25 protein-coding genes and 1 riboswitch are annotated in these 25,943 nt (G+C 39.9%); of the genes, 22 read left to right on the forward strand and 3 right to left on the reverse strand.

All coding sequences use genetic code 11. The features are described from left to right. The first annotated feature begins 104 nt into the window (after positions 1-104). Positions 105-785, forward strand: a complete 681-nt coding sequence (locus CA600_RS08960; RefSeq protein ID WP_256989791.1) for an HAD family hydrolase — start codon at positions 105-107, stop codon at positions 783-785. Further along, complete coding sequence (locus tag CA600_RS08965; RefSeq protein WP_094869871.1) at positions 782-1,378, forward strand: GNAT family N-acetyltransferase; 597 nt, start codon at positions 782-784, stop codon at positions 1,376-1,378. Before CA600_RS08960 ends, CA600_RS08965 begins: the two co-directional genes overlap by 4 nt. 79 nt (positions 1,379-1,457) lie before the next feature. Here the strand turns inward: CA600_RS08965 and CA600_RS08970 are convergent, their stop codons facing one another. Next, a complete protein-coding gene (locus CA600_RS08970) occupies positions 1,458-2,510 on the reverse strand; it encodes a 2,3-butanediol dehydrogenase (protein WP_094869872.1) in 1,053 nt (350 codons plus the stop codon). Between the two features lie 325 nt (positions 2,511-2,835). Between CA600_RS08970 and CA600_RS08975 the strand changes: the two genes are divergently transcribed. The 4 genes from CA600_RS08975 to CA600_RS31165 all read left to right on the forward strand — a co-directional run bounded on the left by CA600_RS08975 (position 2,836) and on the right by CA600_RS31165 (position 7,524). Continuing rightward, positions 2,836-3,861 carry a LacI family DNA-binding transcriptional regulator gene (locus tag CA600_RS08975; RefSeq protein ID WP_094869896.1) on the forward strand — a complete coding sequence of 342 codons (1,026 nt, stop codon included), beginning with the start codon at positions 2,836-2,838 and terminating at the stop codon, positions 3,859-3,861. A gap of 72 nt (positions 3,862-3,933) precedes the next feature. Beyond that, positions 3,934-4,872, forward strand: coding sequence for a cysteine synthase A (cysK, locus tag CA600_RS08980; protein ID WP_094869873.1), 939 nt, complete (start codon positions 3,934-3,936; stop codon positions 4,870-4,872). 164 nt (positions 4,873-5,036) lie between these two features. Continuing rightward, positions 5,037-5,399 carry an acylphosphatase gene (locus CA600_RS08985; RefSeq protein WP_256989792.1) on the forward strand — a complete coding sequence of 121 codons (363 nt, stop codon included), beginning with the start codon at positions 5,037-5,039 and terminating at the stop codon, positions 5,397-5,399. Between the two features lie 604 nt (positions 5,400-6,003). Then, entirely contained in the window at positions 6,004-7,524 is a 1,521-nt protein-coding gene (locus CA600_RS31165; protein ID WP_179281575.1) for a TPM domain-containing protein, read from the forward strand. Positions 7,525-7,624: 100 nt separating this feature from the next. On the opposite strand, the gene CA600_RS09000 is transcribed toward CA600_RS31165, so the two are convergent. Together CA600_RS09000 and CA600_RS09005 are read right to left on the reverse strand one after the other, a co-directional pair. Continuing rightward, a complete protein-coding gene (locus CA600_RS09000) occupies positions 7,625-8,071 on the reverse strand; it encodes a hypothetical protein (protein ID WP_143812125.1) in 447 nt (148 codons plus the stop codon). After that, on the reverse strand, positions 8,052-8,273 hold the full coding sequence (locus CA600_RS09005) for a helix-turn-helix transcriptional regulator (protein WP_076135000.1): 222 nt from the start codon (positions 8,271-8,273) through the stop codon (positions 8,052-8,054). Before CA600_RS09005 ends, CA600_RS09000 begins: the two co-directional genes overlap by 20 nt. 186 nt (positions 8,274-8,459) lie before the next feature. Here CA600_RS09005 and CA600_RS09010 point away from each other — a divergent pair, with 186 nt between their 5' ends. From CA600_RS09010 to CA600_RS09085, 16 genes are all read left to right on the forward strand, one after another. Next, a complete protein-coding gene (locus CA600_RS09010) occupies positions 8,460-9,404 on the forward strand; it encodes an ABC transporter ATP-binding protein (RefSeq protein ID WP_094869878.1) in 945 nt (314 codons plus the stop codon). After that, positions 9,397-10,110, forward strand: a complete 714-nt coding sequence (locus CA600_RS09015) for an ABC transporter permease subunit (protein ID WP_094869879.1) — start codon at positions 9,397-9,399, stop codon at positions 10,108-10,110. Before CA600_RS09010 ends, CA600_RS09015 begins: the two co-directional genes overlap by 8 nt. Further along, positions 10,091-10,789, forward strand: coding sequence for a hypothetical protein (locus tag CA600_RS09020; RefSeq protein WP_094869880.1), 699 nt, complete (start codon positions 10,091-10,093; stop codon positions 10,787-10,789). The genes CA600_RS09015 and CA600_RS09020 overlap by 20 nt, the downstream gene beginning before the upstream one ends. 175 nt (positions 10,790-10,964) lie before the next feature. After that, positions 10,965-12,080 (forward strand): phosphodiester glycosidase family protein, encoded by a 1,116-nt coding sequence (locus CA600_RS09025; RefSeq protein WP_256989793.1) that lies wholly within the window; start codon positions 10,965-10,967, stop codon positions 12,078-12,080. Positions 12,081-12,201: 121 nt separating this feature from the next. Further along, on the forward strand, positions 12,202-13,134 hold the full coding sequence (locus tag CA600_RS09030) for a LysR family transcriptional regulator (protein ID WP_076204126.1): 933 nt from the start codon (positions 12,202-12,204) through the stop codon (positions 13,132-13,134). Between the two features lie 16 nt (positions 13,135-13,150). Next, on the forward strand, positions 13,151-14,260 hold the full coding sequence (locus CA600_RS09035) for a 5-methyltetrahydropteroyltriglutamate--homocysteine S-methyltransferase (protein WP_094869882.1): 1,110 nt from the start codon (positions 13,151-13,153) through the stop codon (positions 14,258-14,260). Between the two features lie 168 nt (positions 14,261-14,428). Continuing rightward, positions 14,429-15,148 (forward strand): YebC/PmpR family DNA-binding transcriptional regulator, encoded by a 720-nt coding sequence (locus tag CA600_RS09040; protein ID WP_042187963.1) that lies wholly within the window; start codon positions 14,429-14,431, stop codon positions 15,146-15,148. A gap of 7 nt (positions 15,149-15,155) precedes the next feature. Next, positions 15,156-15,217, forward strand: a riboswitch (Fluoride riboswitch). 67 nt (positions 15,218-15,284) lie between these two features. Further along, positions 15,285-16,589, forward strand: a complete 1,305-nt coding sequence (locus tag CA600_RS09045) for a voltage-gated chloride channel family protein (RefSeq protein ID WP_094869883.1) — start codon at positions 15,285-15,287, stop codon at positions 16,587-16,589. A 166-nt stretch (positions 16,590-16,755) separates the two neighbouring features. Further along, positions 16,756-17,472, forward strand: coding sequence for an ABC transporter ATP-binding protein (locus CA600_RS09050; RefSeq protein WP_094869884.1), 717 nt, complete (start codon positions 16,756-16,758; stop codon positions 17,470-17,472). Then, positions 17,469-18,206 (forward strand): ABC transporter permease, encoded by a 738-nt coding sequence (locus tag CA600_RS09055; RefSeq protein WP_094869885.1) that lies wholly within the window; start codon positions 17,469-17,471, stop codon positions 18,204-18,206. The genes CA600_RS09050 and CA600_RS09055 overlap by 4 nt, the downstream gene beginning before the upstream one ends. 13 nt (positions 18,207-18,219) lie before the next feature. Then, positions 18,220-18,963, forward strand: a complete 744-nt coding sequence (locus CA600_RS09060) for a MerR family transcriptional regulator (protein WP_094869886.1) — start codon at positions 18,220-18,222, stop codon at positions 18,961-18,963. Positions 18,964-19,385: 422 nt separating this feature from the next. Then, a complete protein-coding gene (locus tag CA600_RS09065; protein ID WP_094869887.1) occupies positions 19,386-20,957 on the forward strand; it encodes an ABC-F family ATP-binding cassette domain-containing protein in 1,572 nt (523 codons plus the stop codon). A 135-nt stretch (positions 20,958-21,092) separates the two neighbouring features. Then, complete coding sequence (locus CA600_RS09070) at positions 21,093-21,683, forward strand: RNA polymerase sigma factor (RefSeq protein ID WP_179281576.1); 591 nt, start codon at positions 21,093-21,095, stop codon at positions 21,681-21,683. Beyond that, complete coding sequence (locus CA600_RS09075; RefSeq protein WP_094869889.1) at positions 21,661-23,286, forward strand: DUF4179 domain-containing protein; 1,626 nt, start codon at positions 21,661-21,663, stop codon at positions 23,284-23,286. The genes CA600_RS09070 and CA600_RS09075 overlap by 23 nt, the downstream gene beginning before the upstream one ends. Positions 23,287-23,375: 89 nt before the next feature. After that, positions 23,376-23,603, forward strand: a complete 228-nt coding sequence (locus CA600_RS09080) for a hypothetical protein (RefSeq protein WP_094869890.1) — start codon at positions 23,376-23,378, stop codon at positions 23,601-23,603. A gap of 452 nt (positions 23,604-24,055) precedes the next feature. Further along, positions 24,056-25,507, forward strand: a complete 1,452-nt coding sequence (locus tag CA600_RS09085) for a serine hydrolase domain-containing protein (protein ID WP_094869891.1) — start codon at positions 24,056-24,058, stop codon at positions 25,505-25,507. Positions 25,508-25,943: the final 436 nt, after the last annotated feature.

Genomic DNA, 25,943 nt, shown 5'->3' on the forward strand with positions numbered 1-25,943 from the left:
AATAACTTTCGCACTGATCGTATTAAAGAAGTATGTGGAAAGTATGTAGAAACGAATGTATTATAAATACATCCATTAATTACAATCGAGGGGAGCAAGACAGCGTGGGAAGAGGACTACGAAGTATTTTATTTGATTTGGATGGGACATTAACGGACCCTAAAGAAGGGATTACAAAAAGCGTCGAATACGCATTAAACAAATTTGATATTCAAATCGAGCATTTAGATATGCTTCTTCCTTATATAGGCCCACCTCTTTACGATTCTTTTATTGAGCTACATCAGTTCTCAGAGGAACAAGCGCGTCAAGCGGTTATCTTCTACCGTGAGCGTTACAGCGTCGTTGGACTGTATGAGAATAGGGTGATTGATGGTATACCGCAATTGCTGGAAGGTCTTAAGAATAACGGATATTCGTTGTATGTAGCTACCTCTAAGCCTACTGTTTTTGCAGAACAAATTCTTGAGCGTTACAAACTAGATCATTATTTTGATCATATTGGTGGTAGTAATCTAGACGGCACCCGTTCTAAAAAGAAAGATGTGATACAGTACGTCCTCGATCAGAATGTCATTCTTCCAGAAGAAGCTGTGATGATTGGAGACCGCGAACATGATATCATCGGAGCTATTGGTTGTGGAGTAGAATCTATCGGTGTGACGTTTGGCTACGGTCCTAAAGGAGAACTAGAGCATGCTGGAGCAGATCATATCGCTTATCGAGTAGAAGAAATTGCGGCTATCATCCAACATATATCATTAAGAGAGCGGTGTGCGAAATGATCCAACCTCGTAATTCAATTTTGGAGGGCAACACAGTCAAGCTGGTTCCAATGGATGACAGCCATGTAGAAGGGCTAGCGAGAGTATTAAGAAATCCAAACATCTGGGAATTTACCTGGCGAAAAATAACGTCGGACGAGCAGGTGCAGGATTTAATCACAACCGCATTCGCAAATCAAAATAATGAATCGCAAATTCCATTCGTCATCATTGATAAAGCTACTGGACAAATCGTCGGTACCACTCGAATCATGCATCCGGATTTGGTTCATCGTAATGCTGAAATCGGATGTACTTGGATCTCGCCTGAATATTGGAGAACTAGTGTGAACACCGAGGCTAAGTCATTACTGCTTCACTATTGCTTTGAAGACCTAAGGCTCATACGTGTAGAATTTACAGTGGTGAAGACTAACTTGAGGTCGCAAAGAGCAGTAGAACGATTAGGGGCTGTAAGAGAAGGGGTTCTGCGCCAACATAGAATCAGATCTGACGGTTCGATTCATGATAATGTTGTCTTTAGTATTTTGGATAAAGAATGGCCATCGGTCAAAGAGAATCTGCACTATTTATTAAATGAGAAGTACGCGTGATTTGATAAAAGAAGCAAAGAGTCCCTCTCATATTGAGAAGGACTCTTCTTCTATAGATCAGCCACTTGGCTGCTTATGGTTATTGTTTAGGGCTTACAAGAATCTTCACTTGATTTTTTTCTTTTAAAAGCGCCTCGAACCCATGTTCAATTACTTCGTTCAATTTAATTCTTTTAGTCACTAATTTGTCCGCAGGGAAGTAACCTTGTTCCATCAGGCTAATTACTGCTGGGAATACATCACGGTATCCGATAATACCCGTTAAATTACGTTCTTTAAGTACGATGTTGTTAGGTGTAATCGTAGCATCTTTCTCGAAAATACTAACGATCATAATTTGACCACTTAATTTAGTGGAATTGATAGCTTGTGTTAGAACGGGAGGGACACCTGTGACTTCAAAAGCAACATCCACGCCACCATCTGTACGTTTTTGAATTTCCTCAACCACATCATATTGCTTAGGATCGATTACGATACCCCCAAGCTCCCCAGCCTTACTCTTACGTTCCTCAGAAAGCTCTACAACATAGATCTCAGCCGCGCCAGATGCTTTCAAAGCTTCAATTACAAGCAAACCGATTGGACCCGCACCGAATACTACAGCTTTATCTCCAACCTTCAATTGACTGGAACGAACAGCATGCAGAGCCACTGCAGAAGGTTCTACCAGAGCGCCTTGCTCATAGGATAAGCTGTCAGGAATTTTGTGGACCATATGTTGGTCTGCTGCAACGTATTCTGAGAATCCACCTCCACCACCGGCGAGACCTAGGAAGCCCATTTTATCGCAAAGATTGTATTTGCCTTGTCTGCACGCCACACATTCTCCACATGCATATACAGGTTCGACGACGACTCGATCACCAACATTAAACTTGCTAACCCCTTGGCCTACTTCAACGATTTGTCCGGAAAATTCATGGCCCATCACGATTGGAGCTTTTTCGCCTGTGAGGGGATGAGGCGTGCCTTCAGGAATGAAAATTGGACCGGCAACATATTCGTGAAGATCACTGCCACAAATTCCGCACCATTCCACTTTAATTTTCACTTTTTCTTCAAACGCAGCGGGTTCATCAATCGTTTCTAAACGTAGATCTTTGACGTTATGCCATCTTAATGCTTGCATATCATTCATCTCCTAGATTCATAAATTGATAATAAATAGTGTGTTTATTCCGGAAAAGAGGAAACGTTTCCGAATCAAATATGTCACACAATTTTCATATTGTCAAATTTAAATACTAAAATATTAATATCGAAAATTAGTGAAAATTTTCACCTAAACTCAGCGATATGAGGCATATATAGACTGTGTTGTACTTGCTACAAGTGCTTTTATAAGCACTTGTATGTTATAATAAATATATTGGAAAAACGGCTTGAAGGAGACGGGCAGATTTAATAATAGCAATGATAACGGAAACGATTCCGAAAATGAGGGGACTATCAACTTGGCTAATAAAAACAAAGTAACCATAGAGGATGTAGCAAAAAAAGCGGGAGTAGGGATTGCTACTGTCTCCAGAGCTATAAATAATTCCGAGGGAATCAGTTCCAAGACAAAGGCATTGGTTCTTCAAGTGATCGAGGAGATGGGATTTACCCCAAACACCTCTGCACAAAGCCTAAAGATTCGCCAAACGAAGCAAATTGCCTTGGCTGTTCCTGATATTCGAAATGCTATCATTCCAGATATCGCCTGGTCCGTGGAGCAAGCCGCTAAACAGGACGGTTATCGAGTCATTCAGATTAATACTTCCGGAAATCCGCGGACAGAGCTCGAAATGATTCGTGAGATCAAGAAATTACATGTCGATGGACTCATTATCATGCCTCTTGCTTATCCAAAGACGATGGTAGAGCTAATTAATAAATCTAGTGTTCCGGTCTCCATCATTAACTACGGTAAGCGTATTACGGAGAATGTGAAAGCAGATATCGTTAGCCTGTCACGTTTTGAAGGTCAGCTAATTATGGAGCATCTAAATAGTATTGGTCGAACTAGAATTGCTTATGCGGGTGCTCAGAAAGACCTCATTGAGGATCGATATCTTGCTTATCAGCAGGCTTTGAATCAAGTGGATGTTTCTTTGGTTTATTTTGGAGAGGATTTCTCCCTTCAAACGGGGGTACAAGCCGCAGATTATTTCTACAGCCTGACCCATATGCCAGATGCAATATATGCTGTAAATGATATGGTCGCTATAGGGATTGTAAACCGTTTTAAAGAACTGGGTGTGTGTGTTCCAGAAGATGTAGCTGTGGTTGGGGTAGATAATAACTCTTGGACAACCATCACAACGCCTCAAATTAGTTCCGTTTCTATCATGGGGAATGAAGTGGCTCGATTAGCTACGCAGCTTCTTTTACAACGGATACAGGATAATATTACTGGAGAGTATCAGAGGGTGCAGCTTGATCCGCGTTTAATCGTGCGAGAGTCCAGTGTTTCTGTTAGACGGAATACAACAAGTTGATAATATACTCTAAACCCTGTTAGACTTAATACAAAGTAAGCTGATGGGGTAATAAGAAATGAGGAGAATATTATGGCTAATATATACAAAAGCATAACTGATTTGATTGGCAACACACCGTTATTGGAAATTTCGAAATATAGTAAATCTCAGAATGTTGAAGCAAAAATCCTTGCCAAGCTAGAGTCTTTTAATCCTGGAGGTAGCGTTAAGGATCGTATAGGTTATGCGATGATCAAAGATGCTGAAGATAAAGGTTTAATTCATAAAGATTCTGTAATTATTGAGCCAACAAGTGGCAATACCGGCATCGGCCTTGCCATGGCTGCGACCAGTCTTGGCTACTCGCTGATTATCGTTCTTCCGGATACGTTTAGTATTGAACGCCGTAAGGTAATGGCTGCACTTGGTGCTAAGCTTGTATTAACACCTGGAGCTGAAGGGATGAGCGGTGCTTTGAGAAAGGCGGAGGAATTGGCTGCTCAAACCCCACATGCATACATTCCACAACAATTCAGCAATCCAGCTAACCCTGAAATTCATAGAACAACAACTGCAGAGGAAATATGGCGGGATACGGATGGGAATGTTGATATTTTTATTGCGGGTGTTGGTTCTGGCGGCACCGTATCAGGGGTTGGGGAAGCTTTGAAGGCTAAGAATCCTTCGGTGCATATTGTCGCAATCGAGCCATTTGATTCACCAGTCCTATCTGGGGGCAAGCCTAGTGCGCATGGGATTCAGGGAATTGGGGCTAACTTCATTCCGGAGATTTACAATAAAGAGGTTGTCGATGAAATTTTTCAGGTGAAGAATAAAGACGCATTTAATGTAGCGCGTGAAATTGCCAAAACCGAGGGATTGCTTGTAGGGATCTCGTCGGGTGCCGCGGTATATACAGCCACAGAAATTGCTAAACGTCCAGAAAATAAAGGGAAGACGATTGTGGTGATTCTGCCGGATACGGGTGAACGTTACTTAACAACTACTCTGTTTGATATTAACGAATAGCTTGAACTAACCTTTGACTTGAAGTTAATACGAAATTGGAGGCTCAGCGGAAAGCTGAGTCTTTTTGTGTATTTAGTGATTGAAGAGTGATCATTTTATCCCCTTATTTTACCAACGGCTATGGTACAATATAGCATAAATCGTAGAAGTTCTAAAAAAGGAGTATGAAACGTGTGAATGTGTTCAAAAAAGTTAGAAATAATTATGTGATTTGGCATGCCAATCGTATTCAGTTACTGGATTTTCCTTCAAGCCCTATCGTTAGAAAGAAAGTGGTTTTCTCGGGTAGAGTTCAAAATGTGGGATTTCGGTTAGAAATATATACGATTGCAGTAAGAATGAGATTAACGGGTAGGGTGAAAAATTTAAACGACGGAAGTGTAGAGGTAGAGGTACAAGGAGAAGAGCAGCAAATCTCTTTTTTAGTTGATTGCATGCAATCATTGAAACGGGCATCAGTAAAAAAAGTGACGATGAGCGATCTGCCTATTCATGAGGGAGAGAAAGATTTCATGATAGTGAAATAAGTACATATCGTTTAGCTGAATTGAGAAGTAAATTATATATGGTACTGAAGTATTTGATCAATTCGATGGAAAGTTATTGAGCCACGCGGCTGTACCCTTAGGGTCCTCTTTGAGTTTTATTTGTTTGTTGATTAGTGTTGGAATGATGCTTGGGTTTTTAATAGAAGGGAAATCCGTGTTCAGTACAATCATTTTAATGTGGCCGTTGATACATATTGGTATTGTAATCTTCTCTTTTTTTGCTGGGCATTTGCTTTGGGAATTACTATTTGTAATAGCGCTTTATTCGTTTATAGATTTACCAATCAACTTAATAGGTGAGGGAATATCATTAGGGTTTCAGTTAAATCGATTAGTTTTTCGTAGAGATCAAAATAAATTATCAGAGTTTTTCATAAGCATATTGATTAACCTGATGATTATTATTTTTATTATTATAGCTATATCTAAATCTGAAAGCGCTAATTTTTTTGTGTGAATCAGGAGGCCGGGGCTTAATATAACATATTACTGTGTGGTTTATCGAATAGAACAAAATGGAACTATTGTGTAAACTGAGCGTAACCGATAAATAAAAGAGATTATGATAGAGCAGGAGGTACATATGAACTACAGAATTTTCAGAAAAATGCTTTTTACCATACTTGCCACCCTGATGTTAAGTGTTTTGCTTCTTCCGGTTTTAACTTCAGCCAAGACAGCTGTACCTAAGCATACCGGGTCATTTTATGTGAATGATTTTGCAAATGTGATCGACGAGAAAGCTGAGAATTACATGGTGAACTATGGGATTCGATTACATCAGGATACGGGCGCTCAAGTCGTAGTGGTGACAGTCGATTCTACAAATGGAGTTTCGATGGAAGAGTATGCAACTTCGCTATTCAATAGCTGGGGCGTAGGCTCTGCGGATAAGAATAACGGGCTTTTGCTACTGCTTTCTATAAAAGATGATGACTACTGGGCGGTACAAGGTAAGGGTATTGAGGACACGTTGCCTAACAGTAAGATTAAAGATATTCTCTCTCAATATCTTGAACCGGATTTTGCAGCTAAAACTTATAGTAACGGTGCACGTAAAACTTATGGCGCTTTTATCCAAGCCATGGGTGGGACCTGGGTGGAGAATGTCGGCACCAAAAACTATGTATCCGATAATGCCGGTGTACTCAAAAAAGTAACAAAGGATTATTTGAACGAATCTAGCAACAGATATAAAACTACAACTGGCAGCGGAATTTATGTGGTTACTGTAAAGAATGCAGGAGATAAAACACTTCAGGATTATACCTACATGAAGTTTGCCTCCGTTGCTGCTGGCCCTAAGGATGTTATGCTCGTGCTAGACATAGGTGGAGACAACTATCATGTTCTGCAAGGGAAGGACATCGACAAGGTTCTAACTAATGATGCAATCAGCAATATTTTGGATACTGTACTTGAGCCCCAATTTGTGAAAAAAGATTACGGAACGGGAGCTACGGCAACTTCTAATGCTTTGTACAGCTTCTTATTGGCTAGAGCGGATCAATCCGTTGGAGCGACGGGAAATAGTGGAGGTACTACAGCCGCCAATTCTTCCTCAACAACCACTTCATCAAAGGAGACTAGTGTTAGTGTAGGCAAAGGTCTTCTAATTTACTTATTGATATTTGCTCCGCTCATACTGTTCGGATATGGTGTTTCACGACGCAATAAATATATTGAAATGTACGGTTTGCCATTTAATCCGTATAGCCCAAGAAATATTCGTCGGTATGGGAATTGGTACGGTCAAGCGGATTACGGTTATGGTAGACGTTGGCACAGACGTTATAATAATCACCACCACCATCATAGAAACACACCATCCAATAACTCACAGTCAAGCTTCTGGGGAAACAGTGGTGGAGGCGGATCTACTAGAGGTGGCGGAGCAGGACGTTATTCCTCAAGCAACGAGAACCGTGGTGGAGGAGGTTCCAGCAGTGGCGGAGGCGCAGGAAGACATTCTTCAAGTTCTTCCAGCAGCAGTTACTCTAATGATGATAGAGGCTCATCAGGTGGAGGAGGCTCTTCCGGCGGCGGTGGCTCATCAGGTGGTGGAGGTAGCGCCAGCAGTGGTGGCGGAGCGGGAAGACACTAAACAATCATGCAGTTAAAAAGAAGTGCAAAGGAGCTGTCTCACAAGTAGGAATTCTACTACTGAGACAGCTACTTAAATGGAAAAAAGCTTTGAATCCCACTCAGTTTCTAGTATAAAACCATTTGAATAATGAAGACATGACTAACAAGACCACAAGAACACTTGCCAATGTGAAAAAGATAACCTGATTGAAGAAAGATGAGATAATACTTCCAAATGAAAGCAACCAAATCATAAAATTTATAGTGGAGTTGTAACTTTTTAATTTGATACTTTGATTTCTTTCATCTTCTTCATATATCACCATTTCTTCAAGCGCATTCTCGTCTTTAAGCAGCTTTCTAAGCTGTATTATGTTCATCACACAGACGCCCTCAATACCAAAGAAAAATCCTGTGATATACGCATCAATAGAAGCAAAATCTGCCGTGGTATTAAGCAATTTAATGATATAGGTACCTATTACAGCAAGTCCACCAATAACAGCGATAACTATTTTGGCACGTAGGCGTTTTTGAATCCGCGCTTTATATTTTTGATTCATCATTTTCCTCCACCTCAGAGAAATCAAATACTTCCTCAATCATTAATCCAAAATACTTAGCTATTTTATAAGCAAGGATTAAAGAAGCTGTGTATTTTTCATTCTCAATTGAAATAATGGTTAAACGAGTGACACGAACCGCTTTTGCTAATTCCTCTTGAGATATTTTTCGCTCTTTTCGTAATTCTCTTATTCTTGTTTTCATGTCACACTCCCGTGTAATAATTAATATCGAAAATTGCTTTCTTGATGAAAACCAAATGCGACAACGTCGTACTTTCTTATTGTATCAATAAAAAATTTTATCACAATCAAAAATAAGTATAGCAGACTATACAATTAATGTATAGTCTGCTATACTTATTTTGGGTTTCTTAAGGAGGAATATTCGATGCGGAAAATTGAACTGAAAGATGTGAAAAAGACATTCGGGAATGTGAATGCTATCAATGGATTGAGCCTTACCATTCAGACGGGAGATGTTTACGCCTTATTGGGACATAATGGAGCTGGGAAAACAACTACTCTTCGTTTCTTATTAGGACTTTTAGAGCCTGATGAGGGAGAAGTATCTGTATTTGGTTGTAATCCCAATCTAGAGGGTGACACTGTTCGTAAAATGTGTGGTGTTTTATCAGAAGACGTTGGGTTATATGAGCCTTTGAGTATATATGATAACTTAAGTTATTTTGCTCAAATATATGGTATGAAACGTAGTGATTACGACAAACGAATAGACGAGCTATTGAGTGATTTTGAAATACTAGATAAGAAGCATTTGCCTGTAAAGGGCTTTTCTACAGGGATGAAGAAGAAGGTTGCTTTATCTAGAGCCTTACTTCACAAACCCAAAATCCTTCTATTAGATGAGCCGACGAATGGACTAGATCCAGTAAGCATCGATCATTTAAGAGTAATGCTGCATGATTTAGTACAGAAGTATGGGACCACCATTATTTTGACCACACACAATTTAGAAGAAGTAAAAAAGATCTGTAATAAGATCACAATAATGAGACATGGGAAAAACGTATATACTAACACAATGGCAGCATTGAAAGAGCAAGCCAGTAGTAAAGTCCGTATTATCTGCAACCAAGATTTGTCCGCTGATTTGGAACGCCTTCATAAGGCGTTGTCTAGTCTTGAAATAAATATTGAATATAAGGTGCAGCAAAACACGATTATCGTTGAACTAACAGAAAATATTGCGATTTCGAATTTGATTAAAGTGTTAGCCACATTAGGGATAGATGTGAAGAATATTGAAACTAAGGAATTTGACCTCGAAAAGCTGTATATGCAGGTGGAAAATGGTGAGAAACCAAATGAATGAAATAGAAACCGTCTTTAGGATGCAGATAAAAGAGTATTTCAAGGATAAAGGCACCCTGATCTTTCATTTATGTGCTGTAGTTCTCATAGGGATCGTTGCTCCTTTATTTCGATTGAATGATATTGTCTTGTTGAGCGGATCAATCTTATTTCCGCTTACTCTGTTAAAGCAATGGACAGCCCATAGCTTTGCGGGTGAGAAAGAAATGAAAACGATAGAAACAATATTATCCTCACCAATTAAGAGCAGAAGCCTATTTTATGGAAAATGTATGTATTGCATCGTTAGCAGTGGAGTTTGTTATTTATCCATATTCATTCTAATGCTATTAGTGAAGATTTTCACAAAAGAGTATTTTCAAATAAATTTTTGGGAATGGGTAGGTATGTTGATTCTATTTATTCATATTTTATTAACCGTCACTTTAATCGGAGTAGATAGATCCATTACTTCTGATGATATCCGGACGGCTAATAGTAAGCTAACCTTAGTTTTTTATCCGATTTACATTTATATTGTTATTCTTTTTAATTTATTTACTCAGCATTTGATGGTGGCTACTTATTTACTATCAGCAGTATTTTTAGTCGTTTTGATGGGGGTTAACTCTTATTTTATCTTTATAAAAGTGAAGAAAATGGATCGTTCGTATTTTGCGGAGTCATATAAAAAGGTAGGTGTATCTGATGAAATCACAAATGTCTAGTGTCCTTCATCATGAATGGAAATATTTCGTAGCTTTAAAGCGATTTCGGTTTAGCATGCTTTTCATAATCGTTGCACCAGCTATCTTTATGATGTTAGCGTATATTTATTTTGGTAAATTGAACTTTTATTATCCAATCATCATTATGGCTCTAGGTGTGCCTCGAATAACAGTAAATATGATCTCATATTCGATTGGAGGAGAAAAAGTATATAAGACCTTTGAATCTTTATTGTCAACGCCAATACGAACAGAGTCAATGTTCATTGGGAAGAGTATGATTGCAATCCTGATTTCACTAGTAATGCTGGTAATATCGTCATTGTTTACTTGGCTCAGCGCAAACTTCATCCAATATGTTTTCATGCATGAAACCAGCCTCATTTGGTTCTCAACAGCACAAAGTATATTAATCTTTGATAATCTTCTGATTTGCATATTCATGATCTTTATAACAGGAATATTATCCATGGTAATGCAAAATCCACGACAAGGATTACATATTGCTTCAGCACTAAGCTTCTTGACGTTGGGACCTTCTTTACTGGTTACCTTTGGTGTAAAGCATCCATTAGTATGGTCAGCGGGGATTATGATTATTTTGCTGGGAATAAATCTATTCTTCATTTGTTATGTATTGCAGCGAATAAAGAGACCACAAATAATGGCGAAATTATAAAAGAAAACTAACAATCGTCGTATGATTAGAATCGTGCGGCGATATTTTTGTGTATGCTCAGAAACTTACGTATAACTAGTAATTCCCTTAACAGAAACTTTTCATGGAAATTATCGTCTATGATAAAGTTAGACATTTATTTTCAAATTCCGAAATAGTCAGGGAGGAAAAAGAAGTGAGCACTTCATCATTACCTCAACGTTCCACCGTACGCAAAAAGAAGCCAACAAAAAAACGTAAGAAACGGAGCTTCTTCCGAACACTATCCAAAGTGTTTTTATTCTGCTTAATTTTGTTGATTGCTGGAGGCGGTTGGTTTTACTTTGCACCTTCGGCTAAAAATCTGCGCTATTCAATCGCTGATACACTGATTACAACACAGCACCGCTACATGGCTAAATATATTATTGGTGAGGACGGATTAAAGAACAGAGTGACTGAATATAGCGCCCAATTTGAAGAGATGGGGGTCGAAAAGGATACACATACCATTACTCCTGAACCTGAAGTAAAAGAGAAACCACTGGTCGAGATAGAAAATGTCTCAGGTACTGGATATTCAGGATATGTCATGATCGTTAATGATCCTACTAAAGTCCGTTTGGGAATTCCGGATAAAGTAGGGTCAGGTGAGAAAGTAACTAGTATGGTGAAGCGCACAGGTGCTATCGCTGGAGTTAACGGTGGTGGATTCGCTGACCCCAACTGGAAAGGTAACGGCTTTAAACCTATCGGTATTGTGATTTCACAAGGTAAGTTATATTACAACGGTCTCGGTGGCAAGAAATCCACGCAAATCGTAGGTCTAGATAAACAAGGGAAGATGGTTGCTGGAAATTATACTTTAGATGAGATTAACAATATGGGTGTTCAGGAGGCGGTTACTTTTAGCCCTCGTCTGATCGTCAATGGAAAAGGATTAATTAAGAACGCGGCAGAAGGCTGGGGTATTGCTCCTCGAACAGCGATGGGTCAGCGTGCTGACGGAGCGATTATATTTGTTGTTATTGATGGAAGACAACCTACTTATAGTATTGGGGCAAATCTATACGATGTGCAACAAATCCTTCTTAAGCATGGGGCTGTGATTGCAGCAAACTTGGATGGAGGTTCTTCTACCGTTCTGGTAAAAGACAACGAGATTATGAACAAGCCATCTTCTCAATATGGGGAACGATATTTACCTACGGCTTTTCTTGTATTTGAGCACCCTGAGCAAGTCGATATGCCGAATATTTGGAAGGGACTTGACCCCTCCAAAATTGATGCTGCTAAGAAGCGTACACGCTAAAGCACTCTTAATACGTAAATAAGATAAGGATTATCTTGGATTGCCATATGAAAATATGCTACGATATCACCTAGCAAGAACAGAATACAGAACTAACAGGTCTGGAACAGGGGGAATAGGAGTGACGTTGCAACAACTCCGCTACGCTATCGAAATTGCAAATAGTGGCTCCATGAATGAGGCGGCAAAGAAGCTCTTTGTTTCTCAACCGAGCCTGTCCAATGCCATTAAAGAGTTAGAAAGTGAACTGGGGATAACGATTTTTGAGCGGACTAACCGTGGAATCAGTATTTCCGTTGAGGGAATGGAATTCTTGGGTTATGCCCGCCAAATTATTGAACAGACGGAGCTTATGGAGAATCGTTATACGGGGAAAAAGCGTAGTCCGATCTATTTTTCCATCTCTACGCAGCACTACGCCTTTGTGGTTGACGCCTTTGTAAATCTCATGAAGCACAATGACGTCTCAGAATACAACTTTAGCTTGAGAGAGACGCAAACCTACGAGATTATCGAAGATGTACGTACCTTGCGCAGTGATTTAGGAATTCTTTATATTAACGAGAGTAACTATAAGCATATGAATAAACTGTTTAGTGATGGCAATCTGAAATTCACACCACTTTTTAATACCGATCCGCATCTTTATGTTCGAACTGGACATCCGCTGGCTCGTAAGGAAGTTATTACTCAGGATGATATTGTGCCGTTCCCTTATATCACTTTTGAACAGGGTGAGAACAATTCACTGCACTTCTCAGAGGAAATGTTAAGCTTTTCACAAATTGAGAAGAATATTAAGGTGAATGACCGGGCGACACTGACCAATTTATTAATGGGTACGGATTGCTATACGGTAGGCACAGGAATTCTGGCATCCGATCTAAATGGTGATGGACTGAAGACGATTCCTTTTGAGAGCAATGAAGTATTTACGGTTGGCTGGATAGCGCATAAAGATCGCAGACCGAGTGTAATGGCATCTAAGTATATCGAGATTTTGAATGACCTGGTTTCTGGAAGTTATTTTGATCTAAATCATTTTTTACTATAGCAGTAGGAGGATCGGTATGATTAGACCCGTAATTGGCACCCAGAGAAATGCTCCACCCTTTCGATACGATATCGTTGGCAGCTTCTTACGAACGGATGAGATTAAAACGGCCCGCCTCCAATATGACAATGGTGAAATCACGGGCAGTCTGCTTCATGAAATAGAGAATATTGAAATCGCCAAACTACTGGAACTGCAAAAAGAAGTGGGTTTATTGGCGGTCACAGACGGGGAATTTCGCCGTTCCTGGTGGCATCTCGATTTCTTTATAGGGATTAAAGGAACTGAGAAGATTAACTTAAATCAAGGAAGAGCGGAAGCCGCTCAGCGCGCGGAATCTTTTCGAATCGTGGACCGGATTGCCTTTGAAGATCATCCAATGATCGACCAATTTATCGCTTTGAAACAAATGGCGGGAGACCGAATTCCGAAAATGACGATCCCTTCACCCGCTTTATTTCACTTTGTGGAGGATTTTAACGGGAATGAAGTTTACCCGGATCAAGAAACCCTATTCCAAGATATTATTGCTGTTTACCGAACTGCAATCCAAGCGTTCTATGATGCTGGCTGCCGTTACCTCCAGTTAGACGATACAACTTGGGGAACGCTGTGTAGTGGCAGACATAGGGCCCATTTACGAAGTAGAGGTACAGATCCAGATCAATTGGCTAAGGATTACGTTAGGCTGATTAACGAGAGCATTGCCAGTTGTCCAGATGATATGACGATCGCGCTTCATGTATGCCGAGGTAATTTCCGCTCCACATGGTTCGCAGCTGGTGGTTATGAGCCTGTGGCCGAAGAGCTTTTTTCGAATACTAAAGTGGATGCTTTCTTCTTGGAGTATGATAATGAGCGGGCGGGCGATTTTGAACCCTTGCGTTTTATTAAAGATCAATTTGTGGTATTGGGACTAGTAACTACGAAACATGGTGGTCTTGAGAGCAAAGAGCAGCTCAAAGCACGTATTGAAGAAGCGGCACAATATGTAGATATTGAGAAGCTTTGCATAAGTCCTCAATGTGGGTTTGCTTCCACCGAGGAAGGAAATATCCTAACCGAAGAAGAACAGTGGGATAAAATACGTCTCGTAATTGAAACAGCCCAAGAGGTTTGGTTATAAATAAAATAAGTTTTTAGAAGGCTCCTGTTTGATCTAGGGGCCTTTTTTATGCGTGTATTGTGTCAGCTTAGAGGATTAACCTACCAGCGCACTTTACTAGAGCTATTAATCAAGGGTATAATAAGTAACAATTGTTTTTAATTCATGTTGAAAGAGAGCGGGAACAATATGGGTCGTAAGTGGAATAATATTAAGGAAAAGAAAGCCTCCAAAGACGCCAACACAAGTCGCGTCTATGCAAAGTTTGGTGTTGAGATTTATGTAGCAGCCAAGAAAGGTGAACCCGATCCAGAAGCAAACCGGGCCTTAAAGGTTGTTTTAGAACGTGCAAAAACTTACAATGTACCAAAAGCCATTATTGACCGCGCGATGGATAAAGCCAAAGGCAGCGGTGATGAGAACTATGAGGAGCTTCGTTACGAAGGATTTGGACCTAACGGTTCGATGATCATCGTCGATGCACTTACGAATAACGTTAACCGTACAGCGCCTTTGATCCGTTCTACATTCAGTAAGAATGGCGGGAATATGGGTGTCAGCGGATCTGTAGCCTACATGTTTGATTCAACGGCTGTTATCGGTGTAGAAGGTAAAACTGCCGATGAAGTGATTGAGATGATGTTCGATGCAGAACTTGATGTACGTGATGTTCTAGAAGAAGATGAAGCGGTTATCGTGTATGCTGAACCTGATCAGTTCCATGCTGTACAAGAAGTATTCAGAAATGCAGGAATCACTGAGTTTACTGTTGCTGAGCTTAACATGCTACCACAGAACTATGTAACACTTCCTGAAGATGCACAAGCTCAATTCGAGAAATTGATTGATGCCTTAGAAGATTTAGAAGATGTTCAACAAGTGTATCATAACGTAGATTCTGAGGACTAAGAATAACATATAACAAGGCGATGGAGTTCGCCACAACCGTCTCTTCAGACTAATGACTCCTACCAGAGTGTGCTTCACTGGTAGGAGTCTGTTTTGTTGTAGAGACTCATTTATACTGACTTTAGGAGTTGCTGTTATGAATCAATGGTCTGCACCATGGCATGAATTCGTGAAGAAAAGGAGTCATTTTGCACTTTGGAGTACATTTATCAAATGGATTGTACTCGGAAGTGTGGTTGGACTCTTATCAGGAACTGCCTCGGCTTTCTTTCTGAAAAGCTTAGACTATGTAACAGATGTACGTTTAGAGCATCCGTGGCTACTTTATTTGCTGCCTCTTGGGGGAGTATTTGTTAGTTTCTTATATATGCGTTACGGAAAAAACAGCGCTAAAGGAAATAACCTTATTATAGAACAAATTCAGGATGGGACAGAGACCATTCCTTTACGCATGGCACCCTTAGTATTGTTAGGAACACTGGTCACTCACTTGTTTGGTGGATCTGCCGGACGTGAGGGAACAGCTGTACAAATGGGAGGAAGCCTCGCGGAGTGGTTTGGAAAATTAATCAAAATCAGCCCGTTGGATCGTAAAATACTGTTAATGTGCGGGATTAGCGGAGGCTTTGGTTCTATTTTCGGAACACCGCTGGCTGGAACCTTATTTGGTCTAGAGGTAGTAACCATTGGACTTATTAGCCAACAGGCATTACTTCCATGTTTTGTGGCTAGCTTTGTTGGTGATCTGGTCACCACTCGATTGTGGGGCGTTCATCATACTCACTATGTAGTGAATGAATTTCCAGCCTTAAATTTATTGATTATTCTAAAAGTGGTATTGGCCTCTGTGATTTTTGGTCTCGTGAGTATGCTTTTCAGTGAACTGACTCATTTTCTAAAAAGAACCTTTACCGCCATGATAAGCAATCCAATGATAAAAGGTGCACTGGGTGGTTTGATTATCATTGCCTTAGTTTTCCTTATAGGGTCCCGTGATTACTTAGGCCTTGGAATTCCATTAATCAAGGATTCTTTTGAGGGAGATGTCTCACCGTTTGCTTTTTTATGGAAGCTGATCTTTACCGCTTTTACCTTAGGAACAGGATTTCAAGGTGGTGAAGTAACTCCGCTATTTGCGATTGGAGCCACATTAGGCAATGCTTTGGCTGGATTTTTACATGTATATGGACCGTTTCTGGCTGCTCTCGGATTCATTGCTGTCTTCTGTGGAGCTACTAGTACGCCTATCGCTTGCTTTTTAATGGGGATTGAGCTGTTCGGGTCAGAGGGAGCTGTATACATGTTCATAGCTTGTGTAGTGAGTTATTTATTCTCTGGACATAGTAGTATTTATACTTCACAGCTTGTTGGTGTATCGAAGAGCCAGTTCATTTCAGTTCCACAAGGGACGAGGATAAGTGATTTTAAAAAAAGAAAATAAATTTGTTGGATTTTTGAATTATATAAGTACCTGACAGAGGATGGTTAGTTCGTAATACGAGCTGACCTCCTCTTTTTTTGTTTCAAAAAACAAACTCTCCATTATAACACCAGCCTTTACTTCATTTGATATAGTGTAAACCTAATATCTGAAATGAGGTGGGAATATGGTTTTATCCGTAAAAGATCTCTCTGTACGATACGGAGATAAATTGGCTGTCCAGGATTTAAGCTTTCATTTAGGTGAAGGAGAAGTAATTGGTTTATCAGGTGCAAATGGTGCTGGGAAGTCTTCGAGTATTGCTGCAATTCTAGGCATCGAAAAAAGTGAATTCCAAGAGCTTGAATTACTTGGGAAATCACCGATCACAGAACGAAAGGAAGTGTTTCAAAAAGTTGGTGTGCAATTTCAAGATACGAATTTTCAAGATCGCCTAACCCTAGAAGAAGCTTGTATTCAATGGCGTGCTTTGTACAAAAAACCACAAGCTATCGATCCCTTACTCCATACCTTTGGATTACATGAAAAGAAAAAGCAGGTTGTGAAATCACTTTCTGGTGGTGAAAAGCAGCGGTTAGCCGTTTTGTTGGCCCTCTTGCCCAATCCTCAGCTCGTCTTTTTAGATGAATTAACAACGGGTCTTGATACTAAGGCGCGTAAAATGCTGTGGAAACAGCTTTTAACTATGAAAGAAAAAGGACTATCGATTGTACTCACCTCTCATTATATGGACGAAGTAGAAGCTCTCTGCGATCATTTAATCATTTTAAGAGATGGGAAAACAGTCACGTCTGGTTCTGTTCAAGAAATTATAAAGCTTAGTGGACAAGCAACGTTAGAGGATGCTTATTTATATTTTTCAGGTGAGGAGGAATGGGAATGAAATTATTTTGGACACTACTAAAAATAGAGGGTAAGCTTGTTTGGAAAGGCATGGATATACTTATATTCGGGATCATACTCCCGATCATATTGGCGACTCTTTTTGGATATGTCATGAGTAAAGAAGTGCCAGCCAGCGGAACATCCATGTTTGAAATCTCCTACCCTGCTGTCATTTGTATAGGGGTACTTGCAACAGGAGTGATGGGTGTACCCCTTACTATTGCTGACTATCGCCACCGGAGGATTTTAAAAAGATTCCAAGTAACACCCGTGTCCCCTTTACACATATTATTTGCACAAGTCGTTATCCAGTTATCTTCAGCACTTGTTTCGTTTATTGGCGTAACTGTTGTATATACTTTATTATTTGATTATAAAATGGGCGGTTCATGGACAGTCTTTCTCCTCACATATGCATTTGTAGTGTGTGCGATGTACAGTATTGGGATTCTTATCGGCAGTGTCGTTCCTGATCAAAAGTCTGCAAATTTATGGAGCTCAGTTGCCTACTTCACAATGCTTCTATTTTCGGGTGCGACGATTCCGTATGAGATTATGCCACGATTTTTTCAATGGGTAATGGATATTTTACCACTTTCACATGGCATTCATTTACTAAAACAAGTTTCAATTGGAGAACCTATTCAGCACTTATTCATTAGCATTATAATTCTTGGTTTATGTATATTGATTGGTATAGGCGGCGCTATCAAATTCTTTAAATGGAAGTGAAGGTGGGATACAGATGTATAGCACCAAAGAAATCGCGAATCTTGTTAACGTACATCCGAATACCGTTCGCATTTATGAAGAGTGGAAGTATATTTCTCCAGTTCCTCGTGCAGAGAATGGATATCGAGTATTTTCAGAGCTCCATTTATTTCAGCTTCAAGTAGCAAGAACAGCTTTTCATTGTGAGATTATTCAAGGTCATAGTCGAGCAAAAGCACGTGCAATTGCAGAAGCCAGTGGTACAAGCGATTTCAAGCTGGCTTTTAAACTTGCTCATGTCTATTTGGCTCATCTTAAACAAGAATATCAATTAGCTTTAGAAGCGATTCAATTGGTTGAACAATGGCTCAGTGGCAAGGAATCATCGTCTAATCAAACCTATACTCGGAGTGAAGTCACTCAGTTATTGAATTTATCGCCTGAGATCCTACGCAACTGGGAAAGAAATGGTTTATTAACGGTTCCTAGACTACCGAATGGTTATCGCATTTATACTGAACGAGAATTAAACAGAATGAAGATTATTCGTACATTGCGAGCAGCGCACTATTCAATGAATGCTATTCTTCGACTAATAAATACAGCTGAACACTCAAAGGAACAAAGCATCAAAGAAATATTAGATACGCCTGGAGAGTTCGAAGATATTGTCACAGTAACGGATCGTTTAATTTATTCTCTAGAAGAAGCGATAGATAAAGCAAAAGAAGTTATTCAACTGTTAGAGACCAAAATCATGTATGATTTCCCGCGCTAAGTTGACAAGTAACGGCATGCGTTTTAAACTGTTACCAAACGAAGGGATGGTTTAACATGATTCATGTAGAAACTGAAAAGTTATGTACAAGAGGCTGCTCCGAACAAACGGATACAAACGATGAAACGTTGTCCGGAGCTTAATCAAAAGCGTAATGCTTTTATATCATCGAAGGATAGTGGTCCAATTTAGTGTGAAATTTCATGCTTATTTGGTTATGCTATCTTTCGGTGTTAATGATTAAGAGGCTGTAGACAATTTTCGTCTACAGCCTTTTGTGTTATAGTGCTCAATTTCTACACTGACATTTGTATGTTTGTGCCGTTCAATCGTGTACTGACAAGCAGAAGGCTTGCACCTAAAGGTGCAGTGTCTTCTGCTTTTTTGCGTTCTTAATTAATTCCAGAAAAGAGGAATAGAAAATGAGTTTACTTGAGGTTTCTAATTTATCACATGCCTTTGGAGATAAGGTTCTATACAAGAATGTTTCTATGGAACTGTACAAGGGTGAGCATGTAGGCGTTGTTGGGCAGAACGGAACGGGGAAGAGTACGTTAATTAGCATTTTGACGGGCGAAGTGATCCCGGATGATGGAATGATAAAGTGGCAGCCCAATATTACAATCGGTCATCTCGATCAATACGCTGTCATGGACGGAAACCGTACGGTTCATAATTATTTAAGACAGGCTTTCTCAGAATTATACGAGCTAGAACGAAAAATGAATGAGCTTTATGAAACATGCGCTGTAACTGGCGACGAAACGTTATTACAAAAGGCAGCAGACTACCAGGAACGCTTAGAAGCGCTAGACTATTATTCGATGGAGAGCAACATCAGTAAGCTGGTTACGGGTCTTGGGATTAACGCAATTGGAATTGACCGTCCCATCGAGCAATTAAGTGGGGGGCAACGGACGAAAGTTATACTGGCCAAGCTTTTACTTCAACAACCTGATGTGCTATTGCTCGATGAACCAACCAATTATCTGGATAAGGAACATGTTAACTGGCTCGCTGAGTATCTGATTGCATTCAATCAAGCGTTCATTGTGGTATCTCATAACTATGCCTTTCTCGATAAAATATCCACTAGTATTTGCGACATTGAGGGTGAAACGATTAAAAAATACCACGGGAAATACTCAGATTTTGTGAAGCAGAAGGAACATTTACGAGAGAGTCATATCCGGCAATATCATGCACAGCAGAAAAAAATAGAAACCACTGAGCAATTCATTCGAAAAAACGGTGCAGGTGTTAATTCCAAAATTGCCCGTGGCCGCCAGAAACAGCTGGATAGGATGGAACGAATCGCTGCTCCGACATTTGTCTCCAAAGCGTCTATTCGCTTTAAGGAGCTTCCATGCATGTCACAAGTGGCGCTTAAAGTGGATCACTTAGTCGTAGGTTACGATAAGCCTTTGTTGCCTAAATTGAAGTTCTCCATTCGCGGTGGTCAAAAGCTGGTGATTACCGGGTTCAACGGAATCGGGAAATCAACATTGCTAAAGACGTTGGTTGGAGAGATCCAAGGGGTTAGCGGTAGGTTTCAGTTCGCAGAACAAATTAAAGTGGGTTATTTTGAACAAGATTTAACTTGGGAAGACGATAACATGACCCCTATTCAGGTGATTTCAGCTTATGATCCCAAACTGACTGTAAAGGAGATACGTCGCTATCTAGCACAGTGTGTTGTTAAAGATAACCTTGTAATACAGTCAATACGTACACTCAGCGGCGGGGAGCAATCTAAAGTTAAGTTGTGCCTATTACTGCTTTCAGAATATAACTTTCTAATTATGGATGAGCCGACCAATCACTTAGATGCTGAAACAAAAGAAGCTTTACAGAAAGCTTTAATCCAATTTGGAGGATCTGTGATTCTTGTTTCTCATGAAGAACAGTTTTACCAGGGGTGGGTTGATCGTGTGCTTAACATAGGAGATGAAACCAGAAAAATTTACAGGTACTGCGGTGATCAATTCGTATAGTTAGTACTTAAACGATATGGTTAAATAACAGGGTAGGTCTTCAATATAATTGAAGATCTACTTTTTTTGGATAAAAGTGAGAGTTTTTCTGATAGGAATCGTCTATACAGTATCGTGCTTCAAGGAGGCTTTAAGGTGAAAGGACATGTACCAAAAGTTGGAAAAGAGGAAGAAAGGCAATGGATCCTAAACGTTCTGGATGGGCAAAAGGAAGACTATTCGTACCTTGTGAATCGATATAAGAATAAAATTTATGGCCTTTTGAGAGGAATGGGGGCCGATCATCAAGACGCGCAAGACATCACTCAGGAAACTTTTATAAAAGCTTATCGTAAGCTAGCCTCACATGATCTGGATAAAAACTTTGCGGCTTGGCTGTATACGATCGCGACTAATTTACTGAAGGATTTGTGGAAAAAAACTCGTCCTATAGCGAGCTTACCAGACGATCTTGCTGAACTATCTCTTTCAGATAATCCAGAAGAAGAATTCATTCGATCGGAGCATCGCACAGAGCTGCATCAGTTAATGCAGAAGCTACCGCCTAATTATCGTACGACTTTGCTGCTTCGTTACACCAATGATTTAAGCTATGAAGAAATGTGTACGCTCTTAGAGGTTCCTTTAAGTAAGATCCAAAATGATCTTTATCGTGCAAAACAGCGATTGAAGCAAATCATGACACACCAGGAGGTGAAGAGCGATGAAGTGCTTAAGTCCATTTGAGATCGAGCAATACATCCTAAATACACCCACCTTACGGTCTTTGGAGGTCACTGACCACGTTGCTGCTTGTGCGCATTGCAATTTAATCTATCATACGCTTTTGGAAGAACAAGGGGAGTGGTCGCAAGCTTTGTTTGAGGAGAAGTTACCAGATTCCTTCACGTCTCAAGTTATGGCTTCAATAGAATTTGTTGAACTAGAGAAAGTAAAGGTTCCTGACAGGAAGCGAAAGAACCCGAAGCTTAAGAGGTTACTGAGATTAACCACGGGTGCGGCATTATTACTGGTTGTACTAAGTGCCGCGATTTTATATTCTGTACCCACACTGGCAGATACGTTACGTTCTCTTTTTGTAAAAGATAATGTGGACATTGGCCTTTTACGAGCACAAGAATTTGGGTTGGTAGAACATCCTAATATTAAGGTGAAGGATAAAGGCTATACGGTCAAAATAGATGAAGCAGTGGCAGATCCTACGCGGGTAATTGTTGCTCTACAGTTGTTCGGACCTGATGGGAAGCATGAAAAAAAGAGGTTAGTCCTAAATGAAGGAAACAGTATTGCGATTAAAGATGATCAAGGGAAGATTTTAGGGAAGTTATCTGATATTGGATTTACCAATGACTTTTACTATTTGATTGTTAATTTTTCTGAACCTTTGCAAACCGATCGAATTACGGTCGATGGTCATATTACTGAATTGGGAAATGTACGAAATAACATCCCTCTTCTTAAAGGAGATTGGAACTTCAATTTTTCAATGGATATGACAGAAGCCAATAAACAAACGTCCTCTATGCCACTATCAGGTAGCTACACTTCTCCGGATGGTTTGACATTGACCTTGAAAAGATTAACTCATATGGTACAAGGTGTCCGTTTTGAGTTCGATACTCAATTGAGTGAAGAAGCGTTGACTCGTTCTCCCGGCGAACTATGGAAGCAACAGGGCTTGAAATTCCACTTTGAGGATACAACAGGAGAAGAGATTCACAGTGTTAATGCTAGAAAGTTTCCTAATAGGGATAGCGTTATGTCCAACTCTAATGTACCAGGGGAAACAAAGGGACTTATGCACTGGAGCTATACATTTAAATATTTACCGCAGGATACGCCTTATACTTTCGTATTGGATGGATACTTTATCCCAGAGAAGGATGGTTCTAGTGTGCAATTTGAGCCTGCCAAGTTGAAAGAACAGCCGATTCCCTTTGCATTTGACGGGGATGAACTGATGTTAAATGATTTTACAGTGGAGTCATCTCCCGATAACAATGTATCAGCGAAGGAAGGTGTATTACATTTTAGAGGAAGATTGAGAAATGAGTTTATAAATAGTGAATGGATATTTAAGACACTTGATGGCAAGGAGTACAAACTCACTGAACAAGGAGCTCTTACTACTAAAGGGGTAGGATGGAAAGATGGTTATATTGAATTTATCGAGTCTCAGTCAAATAATCAAAAGAAATATTTCCAATTCCGTGCTGAAGGCCTTACACAAATTCCTGATCAGCTTCAATTAATACGCACAATAGTCAACCGGTTGTATACCAATGTAGACTGGTCCGTTCCTATCATGGAAGCTAGCAAAAAGCAGTGAAATCAATTATTTACCTTCCGGATTGTACAAGCAGATAGAAGCTCTGTCGCATCTCTTATACTATCACAATCGAAAAGAGGTGGTAGTATATGACTGCAGCAGAGAAGAGAAGAATTCAAAGAGCTTTGAATGCTTTGCGTAAGCAAAGAGTGGTTCTGAAGGAAAGTCTTAAAAGAATTGAAGCATTGCTTTGCAGATTACCTATGGGTAGTCGTGAAAGATTTGAATTATTAGCAGTAAGAGATTCAATCGTAGAAGCGCTTCGACTGAATGCTATAGCTATAAGAAATTTAAAAGACGTTACTTGTGCTTGTTAATTCGTTGAACTTCTGAACCTTCTGATCCTTGTATCAACGATCAAAGTAAAGCTTTTTCTTGTCACATTAGGAGGATACTGTTTTTCTTTCTTATTGATCTGACGGGTAACGATAGCTCAATAAACACGATAAGGCAGCCGGTCAGTCAATGTGATCGGCTGCCTTTATTCAGCAAACGGGCAGGATAGTTGAAGTTCAAACGCGGGAAAACGTATCATAAATAGGGCTTAGCCCCCTATACCTAATAAAATACTATAAAGGATATGGAAGATGGGACAGAGGGGCCTTTTTTGCGAAACAAGAAATATATACATGGGTCTGTGAAGTTTACAATAGTAAACTAATCATTGAACGTCTAGCATTAAGTATAATGGAACGACGAATTAGGCAGATAAGGCGTACTGCGGGTTGTTTATATTATCCTCGCATAATTTTTTCGAAATGGAGAGTTTATGAAAAAGTCTATTGTTTTTGTATTAACGATACTTATATTATTATCAGGATTCGCAACACAAAGTTATGCGTCGTTGTCAGATACGCAATCTGGGGCAATACAAGCGTTGCTGGATGATGCCAGTCGTATATCAGGTGTGCCGGGAATGTCAATCTCTATACTTGCTGATGATGAAGTGTTCTACTTTTCTTCCGGGTATGCAGACCGTGAAAGTGGGGTGTCTGCAAGTGAAAATACACTATATGAGTTGGCCTCGGTCAGTAAAGCCTTTACCGGCATGGGTATTCTGCTGTTGGAGGAACAAGGGCTACTGTCAATGACTGACACTGTCCAAAAATATTTACCTTGGTTTACGTTAAAGTATCAAGGGGAACCTGTTGATATGCAAAGCCTTACACTCAATAACTTTCTTCACCATACTAGCGGTCTAACAAATGGTAGGCATTCTCAAAATATTCCACAAGGCAATACACCAGATTTGCTGCAAAAGACTGTGGAAATGCTGGTAGATGCTGAGTTGGCGTTCCCTCCCGGTGAACAGTATAGCTATGGGACCGTTAATTATGACGTATTGGGTTTGGTTATTGAGATTGTGTCAGGACAAAGATATGAAGACTTTATGAGGGAACAGGTATTTCAGCCGTTAGGTCTTCACCAGACGTATGTTTATAAAGAAGATGCTCAAGCCACCGGACAGATGGCACAGGGCTACCGTTCCTCCTTTTTTATGACAACTCCATATAACGCGCCGGATTATTCCGGGAATAAACCCGCAGGCTACATCATTTCTTGTACAAAAGATATGGCGCGTTGGATGGGCATACAGATGGGTATTGTGCAGGACATACCCGAAATATTCCATACGGTTATCGAAAAGTCACATCAGGGGGATATGTCTGTTCCGGCTGTAAACGAAATGTATTATGCGGCGGGCTGGTCGGTAAACGCCAACCAAACGATTATAGAGCACCCAGGGGGCAATCCCAATTTTGGAACCGAAGTGATCATACTGCCAAATGAACGAACAGCCGTCTGCTTGCTGACCAACGGCGCAAATATCAATAGAAGCATGGTACTAAAAGTTAAAGATATATTAGACGGCAATCTAACGCAGTCATATGAAATAAGCGGCATACAGCTTTTGGACATCATTTTATCGTCTACCACAATTATTCTTTGCTTATTGGCCGTTCTGTTCTTTCTCTTAGGATTACATAGAAGGAAAACGAATGAGCGGCAGCCAATGACAAAAAAGCGAATAATCGTAACAGCTATTTTGCTGATTGCTACGATTGCCCTATGTATAATGTGCTGTGTATTAGATTGGCCAACGATACTTATTTGGCAAACATATAGTATTCTTACAGCTCTGATTTCGTCGGCATTATTAACAGCAAGCATAACATGGTTAGTATACACTCACCGATATAATGCCTCGATCCGAAAATAAGCATTTTGTTCGTTCGCTTTATTGGTAAAATGCGTTTAGCGTATATTGTTTGGTACAGCGGAAAGTAGAGTTACGAATAACACAGGAAGAATTAAACTATATATAAGCATATATGCGGTAAAGCTGTGTGTTGATAGTGAGAAAGAATTGATTTAACGCCAGATTCACCTCAATATAACCATTTAAAGTTCAAGTAGAGATACCACTTGAACTTTTCTTTTGTTGAATTACTTGCACAATCCTTGGTGATTCTCAATCTCTTTAGCGTCGGTTATATGAAAAAGGTACAATAAATAAGGCAGGAAGAAGAAGCAGAACATAATTGATTTCTCGTTTGAAAATGTTTGGTTTGTTCACGCGCAACAACCTTTAGCTTATAGAATGTACAAGAGACAAATCGCCTTGTCCCTTGTAATTTATACGACCTATTTAGATT

The sequence above is a fragment of the Paenibacillus sp. VTT E-133280 genome (genome assembly GCF_002264385.1).
In the GTDB taxonomy this organism is placed as follows: domain Bacteria; phylum Bacillota; class Bacilli; order Paenibacillales; family Paenibacillaceae; genus Paenibacillus_AQ; species Paenibacillus_AQ nitricinens.

What these genes read in the sequence shown, in the direction of transcription:
- CA600_RS08965 (WP_094869871.1), top strand. Translation starts at nt 782, where the DNA reads ATGATCCAACCTCGTAATTCAATTTTGGAGGGCAACACAGTCAAGCTG.
- CA600_RS08970 (WP_094869872.1), bottom strand. Translation starts at nt 2,510, where the DNA reads ATGCAAGCATTAAGATGGCATAACGTCAAAGATCTACGTTTAGAAACG.
- cysK (WP_094869873.1), top strand. Translation starts at nt 3,934, where the DNA reads ATGGCTAATATATACAAAAGCATAACTGATTTGATTGGCAACACACCG.
- CA600_RS08985 (WP_256989792.1), top strand. Translation starts at nt 5,037, where the DNA reads ATGAAACGTGTGAATGTGTTCAAAAAAGTTAGAAATAATTATGTGATT.
- CA600_RS31165 (WP_179281575.1), top strand. Translation starts at nt 6,004, where the DNA reads ATGAACTACAGAATTTTCAGAAAAATGCTTTTTACCATACTTGCCACC.
- CA600_RS09000 (WP_143812125.1), bottom strand. Translation starts at nt 8,071, where the DNA reads ATGATGAATCAAAAATATAAAGCGCGGATTCAAAAACGCCTACGTGCC.
- CA600_RS09005 (WP_076135000.1), bottom strand. Translation starts at nt 8,273, where the DNA reads ATGAAAACAAGAATAAGAGAATTACGAAAAGAGCGAAAAATATCTCAA.
- CA600_RS09010 (WP_094869878.1), top strand. Translation starts at nt 8,460, where the DNA reads ATGCGGAAAATTGAACTGAAAGATGTGAAAAAGACATTCGGGAATGTG.
- CA600_RS09015 (WP_094869879.1), top strand. Translation starts at nt 9,397, where the DNA reads ATGAATGAAATAGAAACCGTCTTTAGGATGCAGATAAAAGAGTATTTC.
- CA600_RS09020 (WP_094869880.1), top strand. Translation starts at nt 10,091, where the DNA reads ATGAAATCACAAATGTCTAGTGTCCTTCATCATGAATGGAAATATTTC.
- CA600_RS09035 (WP_094869882.1), top strand. Translation starts at nt 13,151, where the DNA reads ATGATTAGACCCGTAATTGGCACCCAGAGAAATGCTCCACCCTTTCGA.
- CA600_RS09040 (WP_042187963.1), top strand. Translation starts at nt 14,429, where the DNA reads ATGGGTCGTAAGTGGAATAATATTAAGGAAAAGAAAGCCTCCAAAGAC.
- CA600_RS09045 (WP_094869883.1), top strand. Translation starts at nt 15,285, where the DNA reads ATGAATCAATGGTCTGCACCATGGCATGAATTCGTGAAGAAAAGGAGT.
- CA600_RS09050 (WP_094869884.1), top strand. Translation starts at nt 16,756, where the DNA reads ATGGTTTTATCCGTAAAAGATCTCTCTGTACGATACGGAGATAAATTG.
- CA600_RS09055 (WP_094869885.1), top strand. Translation starts at nt 17,469, where the DNA reads ATGAAATTATTTTGGACACTACTAAAAATAGAGGGTAAGCTTGTTTGG.
- CA600_RS09060 (WP_094869886.1), top strand. Translation starts at nt 18,220, where the DNA reads ATGTATAGCACCAAAGAAATCGCGAATCTTGTTAACGTACATCCGAAT.
- CA600_RS09065 (WP_094869887.1), top strand. Translation starts at nt 19,386, where the DNA reads ATGAGTTTACTTGAGGTTTCTAATTTATCACATGCCTTTGGAGATAAG.
- CA600_RS09075 (WP_094869889.1), top strand. Translation starts at nt 21,661, where the DNA reads ATGAAGTGCTTAAGTCCATTTGAGATCGAGCAATACATCCTAAATACA.
- CA600_RS09080 (WP_094869890.1), top strand. Translation starts at nt 23,376, where the DNA reads ATGACTGCAGCAGAGAAGAGAAGAATTCAAAGAGCTTTGAATGCTTTG.
- CA600_RS09085 (WP_094869891.1), top strand. Translation starts at nt 24,056, where the DNA reads ATGAAAAAGTCTATTGTTTTTGTATTAACGATACTTATATTATTATCA.